8 protein-coding genes and 1 pseudogene are annotated in these 11,227 nt (G+C 71.2%); 5 read left to right on the top strand and 4 right to left on the bottom strand.

What is annotated here, in order from left to right; translation table 11 throughout:
* Positions 1–352: 352 nt before the first annotated feature.
* Together ACIBEI_RS21390 and ACIBEI_RS21385 are read left to right on the top strand one after the other, a co-directional pair.
* The gene (locus tag ACIBEI_RS21390) at positions 353–1,573 is read left to right on the top strand and encodes a sensor histidine kinase (protein ID WP_398891025.1); all 1,221 of its coding nucleotides are present in this window, start codon (positions 353–355) and stop codon (positions 1,571–1,573) included.
* A complete protein-coding gene (locus ACIBEI_RS21385; RefSeq protein ID WP_398891023.1) occupies positions 1,570–2,244 on the top strand; it encodes a response regulator in 675 nt (224 codons plus the stop codon). Before ACIBEI_RS21390 ends, ACIBEI_RS21385 begins: the two co-directional genes overlap by 4 nt.
* A 65-nt stretch (positions 2,245–2,309) precedes the next feature.
* Here the strand turns inward: ACIBEI_RS21385 and ACIBEI_RS21380 are convergent.
* The 3 genes and pseudogenes from ACIBEI_RS21380 to ACIBEI_RS21370 all read right to left on the bottom strand — a co-directional run.
* Positions 2,310–2,642: pseudogene (locus ACIBEI_RS21380) on the bottom strand (alpha/beta hydrolase); the annotation flags it as partial.
* Positions 2,643–2,675: 33 nt separating this feature from the next.
* Positions 2,676–3,767 (bottom strand): DUF5937 family protein, encoded by a 1,092-nt coding sequence (locus tag ACIBEI_RS21375; protein ID WP_398891020.1) that lies wholly within the window; start codon positions 3,765–3,767, stop codon positions 2,676–2,678.
* A 21-nt stretch (positions 3,768–3,788) separates the two neighbouring features.
* A complete protein-coding gene (locus tag ACIBEI_RS21370; protein ID WP_398891018.1) occupies positions 3,789–5,363 on the bottom strand; it encodes an AbgT family transporter in 1,575 nt (524 codons plus the stop codon).
* A gap of 235 nt (positions 5,364–5,598) precedes the next feature.
* Here ACIBEI_RS21370 and ACIBEI_RS21365 point away from each other — a divergent pair, with 235 nt between their 5' ends.
* Positions 5,599–7,512: a CocE/NonD family hydrolase gene (locus ACIBEI_RS21365; protein WP_398891016.1), complete on the top strand. Its 1,914-nt coding sequence runs from the start codon at positions 5,599–5,601 to the stop codon at positions 7,510–7,512.
* A gap of 140 nt (positions 7,513–7,652) precedes the next feature.
* Positions 7,653–8,867: a cytochrome P450 gene (locus tag ACIBEI_RS21360; protein WP_398891014.1), complete on the top strand. Its 1,215-nt coding sequence runs from the start codon at positions 7,653–7,655 to the stop codon at positions 8,865–8,867.
* Between the two features lie 20 nt (positions 8,868–8,887).
* On the opposite strand, the gene ACIBEI_RS21355 is transcribed toward ACIBEI_RS21360, so the two are convergent.
* Entirely contained in the window at positions 8,888–10,462 is a 1,575-nt protein-coding gene (locus ACIBEI_RS21355) for a CHAD domain-containing protein (RefSeq protein WP_398891399.1), read from the bottom strand.
* Positions 10,463–10,692: 230 nt separating this feature from the next.
* Between ACIBEI_RS21355 and ACIBEI_RS21350 the strand changes: the two genes are divergently transcribed.
* On the top strand, positions 10,693–11,133 hold the full coding sequence (locus ACIBEI_RS21350) for a hypothetical protein (RefSeq protein WP_398891012.1): 441 nt from the start codon (positions 10,693–10,695) through the stop codon (positions 11,131–11,133).
* Positions 11,134–11,227: the final 94 nt, after the last annotated feature.

The following is an 11,227-nucleotide window of genomic DNA, read 5'->3' as shown; positions in this document are numbered from 1 at the left end:
GGGCTCCTGGGAGACGGCTGCCGAGGAGGCAGTTGTCGGATGGGCTCGTACGGGACGCCTGCCGTCGGGCGGCATCGGTCGGTGCGCGGCGGCAGGAGATTCGAGCGGTTCCATCGTGGGCGCCGACGACGCCGCCGTCTCCCGCCGTCAGGAGGGTCGGGCGCCCCCACGCGCGACGGGGTGTACGGGCCCGCGTCTCCGTCCGGCGACGGAGGACCGCATCCGCCCGCGGGCGGGTGACGGTGCCTCGGAGCTGGAACTACGATGGCCTGCCCGGCGCGTCGCGGTGCCCAGCGCCAGGCCACCGGACGCTTCCCGGCCAAGGCACCGGCCGCCTCTTGATGGAGCGACGATGATCCGCACGGCTCCGCATGCCGAGACGCCCGGCCCTGGACCCGGCCGTAGGGCGCCGGGCAGGTTCCGCGGCCCGTTCACGCGCTGGCCGCGGGGCGCGGACGCCGTCCTCGCGACCGTGCTGTTCCTGCTGACCGCGCTCCTGGAAGAGGGGCCGGGGGACTCCCTCGTCTTCCGCCCGGTCACCGAAGTCTTCCAGCCCGCCCTTCTGCTCTTCACCGTGGCCGGCGCGGCGCTCTACCTGCGTCGGCTCAGGCCGGTCGAGGTCCTGTGCGTGGCGCTCGTCGCGTGGGCCCCGACGCTGGGAAGCAGCTACTCCGCTCTGGGCGGGATGGTGATCGTCGCCCTCTACAGCGTCGGACGGCACGACGACGACAACCGGTGGGGCCCTCTCGGTGTCGGCGCAGCCGTCGCCGCGCTCACGATCGACGGCCTCCTCCTTTCCACGCCCTGGGAGGACATCGGCTTCGGCTATGTCTGCATGTTCGGGGCCTGGTACCTCGGCCGACGTCTGCGGCTCCGAGCCGGGCGCGCTGCCAGGATCCGCCAGGAACAGGCCGCCGAGGCACGGCGGATCGTGGCCGAGGAGCGCACCCACATCGCCCGTGAACTGCACGACGTGGTCGCCCACCGGGTGAGCATGATGACGGTGCAGGCCGGAGCGGCCCGGATGGTGGTCGCCGAGGATCCGCAGGGCGCCCTGGAGGCGATGGCGGCGGTGGAGGAAGCGGGTCGCCAGGCGCTGGACGAACTGCGGCACCTGCTGGGAGTGTTGCGGCCGAACGCCGAGCGTGACGGACTGGGTCCTCAGCCGGGCCTGGCCGACCTGCCCCGCCTGGTGGCGGAGGTCCGGGAGGCGGGTCTGGATGTCTCGGTCACCGGCGGCATCCGGGATCCCCTCCCGGCCCGCGTGGATCTCTCGGCGTACCGCATCGTCCAGGAGGCACTGACCAACGTGCTCAAGCACAGCGGACCGCGGACCCGCACCGAGGTGCGCCTGCGCGCCGAAGGTGACGGCATCACCATCGAGGTCCTCGACGACGGCCGCGGTACCGCCGTCCGGTCGGTGTCGGCCGCGCACGAGGGCCTGCCCGGCCACGGCATCGTCGGCATGCGGGAGCGGGCCCTGCTGCTCGGTGGAAGCCTGGACGCCCAGCCGCGTCCCGGCGGCGGCTTCCGGCTCACCGCCCAGCTGCCCACCAAGGGGGAGCCCACGTGAGCATCCGCGTCGTCGTCGCCGACGACCAGGCGCTGGTACGCCGCGGCTTCGCCATGATTCTCCGGGTCCACCACGACATCGAGGTCGTGGCCGAGGCGGGGACCGGTGTCGAGGCGATCGAGGCCGTACGCCTGCACCGCCCGGACGTGATCCTCATGGACATCCGCATGCCCGAGATGGACGGCCTCGAAGCGACCTCCCGGATCCTTCAGGAGGCCGACTGGGACACCCGGGTGCTGATCCTGACCACCTTCGACCCGGACGAGTACGTCTACGAGGCGCTGCGCTCCGGCGCCAGTGCCTTCGTTCTCAAGGACATTCCCCCCGAACAACTGGCCACCGCCGTACGCACCGTGGCCGAGGGCGGGACTCTGCTGGCCCCCTCGATCACCCGGCGCTTCATCGACCGGTTCACTCAGCGCCGCGTCAACACTGTCGCCGCGGCCCGCCTGGAGCGGCTCACCGGCCGCGAGAGCGAGATCATGACCGCCGTCGCCCGGGGCGCGAGCAACGCGGAGATCGCCGAGCGGCTGTCCATCGGCGCCGCCACCGTCAAATCACATGTGTCGAGCATCCTCACCAAACTGGGGCTGCGCGACCGGATCCAGATCGTGATATTCGCCTACGAGAGCGGCCTCGTGGAAGCGGGCGACCACGACGTCGGCCACTGACGGAGTCAGGGATCGAGGGCCGTCGACGTCGATGCGGCCGAGTTCGGGACGGACGATCGTTCCGCTCACGTGGCGAGGGAGGCCCGGAGGAACTCGAGGATCTCCTTTCGCGCGGGCTCGGCCTGCCGCGCCAGGCCCGGGATGCTGAGGAAGGCATGCCCCGCTCCCGGGTATTCGGTGAGCCGCGTGGGTGTTCCGGCCGCTCGGAGTCGTTCGGCGTAGCGGCGGCCGTCGTCGGCGATCGGGTCGTGGGTCGGTACCACCACGAGCGCTGAGGGCAGCCCGTCGAGATTGTCGGCGTACAGCGGCGAGAACGCCGATGTCGACGCACTGGTCGAGATGGTTCTGTCGCACTTCGCCGACGAGCCCGGCCCGGCCTGGAGCCGCGTCAGGTCACGTCCGCCCCGACGACGATCATTCGTGGACAGGGTTCACCGGGCCACGGTCGCCAGGACGTCGTGGCCCAGTCGCTGGATGACGTCCGTGGCGAGCCGGTGGCGCACCAGTTTGCCGTCCCGGGTGGAGCGCACGAGGCCCGCGTCGCGCAGGGTCCGCAGGGCGCGCGAGACCTGCGGTTCGCTGGAGCCGAGGCGGGTGGCCAGCTCCGAGGTGGTGATGGGCTCGCCCAGCAGATGGCGGCACAGCTCCATCCGCGCGGGCGAGGTGAGCGCCATCAGCCGCTGATGCAGATCCCGTACGGTCAGCTCCGCGGTCGAGGTGGTGCCGCGCGCCGCGTACTGCACCACCACGCACGACGGGTGCTCGTGCTTGACGGTCAGATGCGGCCACACCCGGGCGGACGGCACGAGGACGAGGGGGCGCGGGGCCACCTTCACCTCGTCGATCTGCAGTTTGTCCAGCCGGACCCGTTCCCCAGGTCCGACCCGGGCCGCGGTCGGCAGCAGTTCGGTGAGCACCTCCGCGGGGGAGCGGGACGCCAGCCGGCGACGTACCTCCCGGGCGTGCTCCTCCAGGGCCGGGCGCAGGAGGCGCCAGTCCTCGGCGAAGAACGCGGTGTCGGCGGCCCGCAGCACCGCCAGCAGCCGGTCCCGCAGATCGAGCGGTGCCGCCACCAACTGTCGCGCCAGCTCACCGCGCGCGTAGGAGCGGCGCTGGCAGCTGCGTGCGTAGTCCTCCGCGGCGGCGGTGCCGGCCCGCAACTCGCGAGCCGGTGGCAAGGTCTGCGCGTTGGTGCCGAGGACTCCGGGCGCCACCAGTTCGAGGAAGTCCTCGGCCCGCAGTGCCGCGATCGCCGCCAGTTCCTCGTCCAGGCTCGCCGCGAGCGGCAACGCACGGGGGAAGAACAGGCGGCAGCGGAAGCGGGCCCACAGAGGAGCGAACGTGGACAACTCGTCGCGCAGTCCGGGTGCCGAGGCGACGGCGCGGGACGCCCAGCCGCCGGCCTCCGGGTGGTGCTCGGGTTCGGCGAGCACGTGCAGGCCCGCCATCAGCTCCGACAGCGGGGAGGGCCCTGCCGCGAGGTCCGCGGGGCCGAGCCCTCCGAGGTCGAGAACGATGCTCACGCCGTCAGCGTACGGCCGAGGTCACCGCACCGGCGCGCCCGGACCGAGCGGGATGCCCAGCAGATACCAGACGAAGAACAGCAGCACCCACACCACCAGCATGATCAGGGCGACGGGCAGGGTGAAGGAGACCAGGGTGCCGATGCCGGCCTTGCGGCGAAGGGTCTGCAGATAGCCGACACAGAGCATGAACGAGGTGCTCATCGGGGTGATGGAGTTCGTACAGGAATCGGCGATGCGGTACAGAGCCATGGTGGTGGCCGGGCTGGTGCCGAGCAGCATCAGCATCGGCACCAGTGCCGGGGCCACCAGGGCCCACAGAGCGGAGCCGGAGGTGATGAGGAGGTTCATCATCGCGACCGTGAGGATCAGCAGGGAGAACAGCACCAGAGTGGGCGCGCCCAACCGCTCCAGGAAGTCCGCGCCTTCGACCGCGACGACCGTGGCGATGTTGGTCCACTTGAACAGGGCGAGGAACTGCGACACGGCGAAGAAGAGCACCAGCAGCGGAGCGATGGACCGCACACCCTCCGCCATGAACTCCGGTATCGCGCGGCTTCCCCTGATCCGCCCGGTGAGCCGCCCGTACACCGCGCCGATGAGCAGGAAGAAGACGGTGAGGAAGACGGCGATGGCGTTCATGAAGGTGGACTCCACGATCGCGCCGCCCTCACCGCGGAGCGGCGACGAGGCGGGCACCATCGCGAGCACGATCAGCGCGGCGTAGCCGAGCACGGCAAGACCGGTCGTGCGCAGGGCCCGTACCTCGGTGGCGTCGTCGACCTCGGCGGCGACGACCTGCTGTGCCGCGGCGGCCTCCAGGTCCGCGTCGGGGAGCAGGTGGTGCTCGCGCTTGGCGAGGATCTTGTCCACGACCAGGGCGATCGTGCCGGCCAGCACGAACGCCGAGACGGTGGTGAAGTACATGTTGTCCGTCGCGCGGACCACCACGTCCTTGTCGACGAGCTGCGCGGCCTCGGTGGCCACGGAGGCGAACAGCGCGTCACCGGGAGCGATCAGCGGGTTGGCGTCCCCGGCGGCGTTGATGGAGACGAACGCGACGATCATGCCGAGCATGGGGGAGCGGCCCACGGCGCGGAAGGCCACCGCCCCGAGCGGGATGAGGACCACGTACGCGGAGTCCGACAGGAACTTCCCCAGTACGCCACCCAGGGCCACGCCCAGCACGACCGCGCGCGGGGACAGGCCCGACAGCATGCGGCGGGCCAGCGCCTCGAAGAGTCCCGACCGCTCGGCGACCGCGACGCCGAGCATCACCATGAGCACGGTGCCGAGCGGGCCGAAGGTCACGAAGGACTCCTCGGCACCGGTGATCAGATCCCGTACGGCGTCCGCCGACAGGGCGCTGCGCACGCCGACCAGGTCACCCGAGGAGGGATCCTCGACCCGCAGACCCGAGACGTTCAGGGCCCAGCTGACGAGGGCGACCACCCCGCCCAGGATCCAGAACAGCCAGAACGGATGCGGCAGTGCGTTTCCGGCACGCTCGACCAGGTCGAGGAGGCGGGAGCCACGGCCCCCCTCGTCGGGCTCGTCGGCCTGCACCTCCTGGGTGCGGCTGTCGGGTGTGCTCATGGCGGACTCCTGTGAGGACGGTGGAACGAGGGCACGACGCGACCGCGTCGCGGGCGCTGTGTGGGAAACGGGGACCCAGGGCCGCGCACGATCCGTCGCGACGGCACGCGGTGTGTTTGCCGGGTTGCGCTGCACAGTAGGTCCCGCGTCCGGTCCCGTCACCGTCCTGCGGAACAGTTGACCTCATGACGTCAAGTGATCGCCATGACGTGGGCGACTGCCTAGCGTCACGGAGGTGATCTCGTACGACACCCCCCACGCCTGCCCGCCCGAACCCCTCCAGGACGGGGCCCTGTGGCGCCGCACCCTGCGCGTCCCCATGCGGGACGGCGTCCATCTCGCCGCCGACCTGTACTCCGCCTCACCCGAGCCGGAGGCCACCGCGCTTCCCGTGCTCCTGGAGCGCACGCCGTACGGCCGGCGCACGCAGCGCGGTTCGGACCAGGACCGCGGCGACGCGCCCGTCCCGCAGCCCGAGGACATCGCCCGCCACTTCACCGAAGCCCGCTACCACGTCGTACGGCAGGACTGCCGGGGCCGCGGAGACTCAGAGGGAACGTTCGTGAAGTACCTGGGTGAGGGCCCGGACGGCGCGGACACGATCGCCTGGCTCAGGAACCAGCCGTGGTGCGACGGCAGGGTCGTGATGACGGGGGTCTCCTACTCCGCCCACGTCCAGGCGGCCGCGGCTGCCGAAGGAGCGCAAGGGCTCGCCGCCATGTTCCAGGACTCGGGCGGCTTCTCCTCCGCGTACGACGCGGGGATGCGGATGGGCGGCGCCTTCGAGCTGAAGCAGGTGACCTGGGCACTGCGGCACGCGGTGCAGAGCCCGGAGGCGGCGGCGGATCCGGTGCTCCGCGAGGCACTGCTGCGGGTGGACGTGCCGGGCTGGTTCGGTGCGATGCCGTGGCGGCCGGGCTGCACGCCGCTGCGGCACCTGTCGGCGTACGAGGACTTCCTGCTGGAGCAGTGGCGGCAGGACACCTTCGGGGACTACTACCGCACCCCGGCGCTCTACGGGCGGGGCTTCTACGGGCGCTTCCCGGATGCGCCGAGCCTGCACATGGGCAGCTGGTACGACCCCTACGTCCGCTCCACCATCGAGAACTTCACCGCCCTGCGGGAACTGAAGTCGGCGCCCTCCCACCTGGTCATGGGCCCGTGGACGCACGGGCACCGCTGCGAGACGTACGCCGGAGAGGTGGACTTCGGTCCGCGGGCGACACTGGACGGCAACCTCGCCCCGTCGTACCTGGAGTTCCGCCGCCGCTGGTTCGACCGCGCGCTGGGCCGGGACGACGAGGGGGGTCCGGAGAGCGGAGACCTTCCCGCCGTCCAGTACTTCCTGATGGGCGGCGGTGACGGCCGACGGGATGCGGCAGGGCGGATGCGGCACGGCGGAGCGTGGCGCACCGACACCCGGTGGCCGCCGACGTCGACGGTCCCCGTCGCCCTGTACCTCACCACCGACGGCGCCCTCACCCTCGACCCGCCCACCACGGCCGCCGCGTCGGTGACCTACGACTTCGACCCGCACCATCCGGTACCCACCATGGGAGGCCAGGTCACCTCGGGCGAGCCGGTGATGACCGGCGGGGCGTACGACCAGAACGCCCCGGACGCCCGGGTGTACGGGGCGCGTGAGCCGTACCTGCCGCTGGACTCCCGCCCGGACGTGATCAGCCTGACCACACCGCCGCTCCAGCAGGACGTGGTGCTGGCCGGCCCGGTGTCCGTACGGCTCCACATCTCCACCACGGCCCGGGACACCGACTTCACCATCAAGCTGATCGACGTCCACCCGCCCAACCCCGACTATCCGCACGGCTTCGCCATGAACCTCACCGACGGCATCGTCCGCTGCCGCTTCCACCGCTCCTACGAGAAGCCGGAACTGCTCACTCCGGGCGAGGTGTACGAGATCGAGGTCACCGCCCCCGACACGGCGAACCGCTTCGCCGCCGGCCACCGCATCCGGCTCGACATCTCCTCCAGCAACTTCCCCCGCTTCGACGTCAACACGAACACCGGCGAACCGGAGGCCGCCGCCCGCCGCACCACCGTGGCCGCGAACACCGTGCACATGGATGCCGAACACCCCTCCCGCCTGCGCGTGTGGGTGGAAGGAGGAGCGGACGCGTTCGCCTAGCGGCCGGAGCGGGTCCGGCCGGCCCCGCCGCCGTCAGCCGCCTCAGCCTTGACGATCTCCATGAACCTGAGGACTCTCGAAGGTAGTTGACGATCCGTCAGTCATGCCGGATCGAGTGCTGTCGAGAGAGGAGTTCAAGGGTGCCTGACTACGAGTTATCCCCCGATGGGACGAGGTTCCCCTTCCCGCCGGGTCCTCACGGCAGCCCGCCGCGGGACTACAGCAGCAGGCGGAGCGCCTGCCCGCTGGCCCCGGTGGTCCTGCCCAGCGGGGACGAAGCTCTCCTGGCGACCACGTACGACGACGTACGGGCAGTCCTCGGAGACCCGCGCTTCAGCCGCAATCTGCGCTACGTGGGCGCGCCGCGCATGCTGGCCGCCGCCGACTTCTCCGACGATCCGAACGCGCTGGTCAACATGGACCCGCCCGAGCACACGCGGCTGCGGCGCATCGTCCAGGCCGCCTTCACCCCTCGGCGGGCCGAGAGCTGGCGCCCCCGCATCCAGGCCGTCGCGGACGAACTCCTCGCGGAGATGCGCGCCGGGTCACGCCCGACAGACCTGATGACGGCCTTCGCGTTCCCGCTGCCGATCGACATCATCTGCACACTGCTCGGCGTCCCGTCCCAGGACAGCCCGCACTTCCGCGGCTGGTCGGACCTGTTCCTGTCCACGAGCACCGCCGACGCACCGGAACGTGCCAAAGCCGGGGCGGAGTTCGCCGCGTACGTCGACGCCCTGATCGCCGCGCGCCGCCGGGCCCCGGGCGAGGATCTGCTCGACGCCCTCATCAACGCCCACGACGCGGACGACCGGCTCAACGAAGTCGAACTGGCCCGCATGGTTCGAGGGTTGATCATCGCGGGACACGAGACCACCGGCAACGTCATCGGCCGCGGCATCGTCACGCTCCTGCGGCACCCGGACCAACTCGCCGTGATTCGCGATGATCCAGCGCTCCTGAACATCGCCGTCGAAGAGATCCTCCGCATGGAGGTCCCCGGCCACGGAGGGCTGTTGCGCGTCGCCACCGAAACCGTGTCGCTCCCGTCAGGGGGAACTGTCAGCCAGGGACAGGGAGTTCTTGCCCCGGTCGTGGCCGCGAACTTCGATCCCCAGCACTTCCCGGCCCCGGACATCTTCGACGTCCGGCGTGCCGACAACAAGCACATCACCTTCGGACATGGGCCGCACTTCTGTCTGGGCGCCAATCTCGCGCGCGTCGAACTGCAGGTCGCCATCGGCTCGTTGATCCGGGAACTCCCCGGCCTCGCGCTCGCGGGCAGCGACCAGGAACTCTCCTGGACCAGCGGAAGCCGGGTCTGCGGCGTCTCCCAACTCCCCGTCACCTGGTAGGCAATCCCCCGAACCATCCGTCACTGACGGAGCCGCCTGCGCAGCACGGGCGCCGAGGCGTTCTCCCAGGCCGCGGGCACCTCCTGTTCCCTGGCGTGGGCGACGGCCTGCTCCGTGCCGTACAGCAGACCCCAGGTGAAACCGGCTTCGCCCGCCGCCTGGGCCGCCACGGCCTGATCCCTGATCGTGCCGCGGGCGACCACGCTGTCCTGATGATCACCGAGGACCTTCTGCACCGCCTTGACCCGCTTGCCCAGACGCTTGGCCGGTTTGCCGAGGGCAGGGCGGGCCACCTCGGTCGCGTAGCGCACCTTCTTCGCCGCCTTGCGGGCCTCGTGCAGCGCCACGTCCCGCTTCGGACCGGGCGACAGCGCCAGAGCGGGGGTCATGCGCTCGGCCAGGCGGTCGTACTCCTTGAGGACGGCCCTGGTCATGACCTTGCCCGCCTTCTTGCGGGCCTTGGCCCGCAGCGGGGGCTGTTCCACCAGCGTGGCGAGGGAGTCGAGCAGGGTCAGATAGCGGCGCGAGCCCAGGGCATCGAGAGTGCGCTGATGGGACTCGTTGCCACGGGCGACGTTCCACGTCTGCAGCCGTGCCACGACGGGGCCGAGAACGAGTTCCTCGGGCAGGACATGGATCCGGTGGGTGAGGCGCTCCATCAGTACTTCCTGATCGCGCTCGGCGCCCAACTCGCCCGCCAGCCACTTCAGTTCGGCCCGGATCGGGTCCGTGACATCGCGGTCGAGGACGGACCGGTACGTGCGCAGACAACTGCGCAGACGGCGGCAGGCGACGCGCATCTTGTGCACCGAGTCGGGCCGGTCGCGTCGTACAGCCGGGTCCAGGGCGGTGAGGATGCGGATCTGTTCGCGCACGTACGCGAGGACCTGCTCGCCGGCCGAACCCGGGTTCAGGTCCAGGTCGCCGGACTGGTCGGCTCCGACGGCGCGGGCGCCGGTCGCCGTCTCGTCGAGGGCCCGGGACAGCTTCGACGGGGACTGCGCACGAGCGATGCCCTTCTTGCGCAGCCTCTTGTCGACGGCGTCCAGCAGAGCGGGATCGGCGCCCTCGGCCAGCTCCACCTCCACCTCGTTCCACGCGGTACGCCTGCCCTCCGCGCGCAGGGACTCCGCGCGGACCATGTCGATGTTCAGCGCGGCACGGACAGTGCCCTCGGCGTCGACGAGATGCCGCACCTCGCGAGTCGAGCGGATACGAACCACCGGGGTCAGCCGTGCGCCGCGCGTGCGGGAGACGGTCAGGTCGACCATCGTGTCCGGGACGGCGTCGGCGTCGGCGTCGGTCAGGGCCGACTGGATCTCCTCCCGGCTGTCGCCCGGCAACGGCAGCTTGAGATGCCACCCGGCGTCGGAGCCGCCGGTCCTGCGGCGCAGCGTGGCCGAAGAACCGGACAGGCGAAGGTCGGCGGTGTCGTAGTAGACCGCGTCCAGCTCCTCGGGTCCCCGGTCGACGACCGCCGTGACACCTTCCACACGCTCCAACCGGGACAGCCATGAGGCATCGGACAGCCAGGACGTGTCGGAGGACGGAGGGACGGCGTACTTGCGTTCTGTCTCGCGCATCGACTGGACCATGTAGTACCGGTAGGCGCGATCCGCCTGGCGAAACACGGCCTTGGACGTGATTTCGCAATTCTGTGAGGGATCGGGCGCGTCGCAGGGTTCACCGGCGGGCGGGCGACGGGTGGGCTGGCGACGGGTGGGCAGGAGCCGCCGCCCGGTGGGATCAGCATGCTCGCCACGGGTCGCCGTCCGTGCAATGAGGGCCGCTGTTTGCCGACCGTGGGGCTGGATACCCGGCGCGCATGGCTGGAGCAAGCGACAAGACGACGAACGGACAGTCGCCGACCGCGAGCGCGCGAGCGGCGAAGAAGACCGTGACCGAAGGCGCCGCGGCGCCGGCGAAGGAGTCGCAGCGGGCCGCCGCCGAGGCGGCGGAGAGTGCCGGAGAAGCGGCCGCCGCCGTGGGCCACGGCAGCAAGGAAGCCGTGGTGAGTCTCGGCGGAGCGGCGTCGGAGAAGGCCAGAGAGGCGGCCAGGACAGTGCAGGGCACCGTCTCCTCGGCCGCCCAGCAGACGATCGGGAAGGCAGGCATGGCCTGGACCCTCCTGAAGGCCAGGAAGGTCGTGGTGGCAGTCGCCGGAGCGGGGACCGCCACCGTGGTCCTCTGCTCCTACACGCTGGGACGCCGTGCCGGTCTGCGTCGGCGTGGACCGCTCTCCCGCCTCAGCGGCGGCCGTCTCTGAGCAGCAGAACACCACCGAGGCGCTCCTCGGCACGGGCCCGCGAGAGCTTTCCGCTCTGGCGGGCCCGGCTGTCTCGCCAGCGTGTACGGGACCT

The sequence above is a fragment of the Streptomyces sp. NPDC050988 genome, assembly GCF_044456225.1.
In the GTDB taxonomy this organism is placed as follows: domain Bacteria; phylum Actinomycetota; class Actinomycetes; order Streptomycetales; family Streptomycetaceae; genus Streptomyces.
Note: the sequence above shows the minus strand (reverse complement) of the source record. Positions and strands in the feature narration are given on the sequence as shown.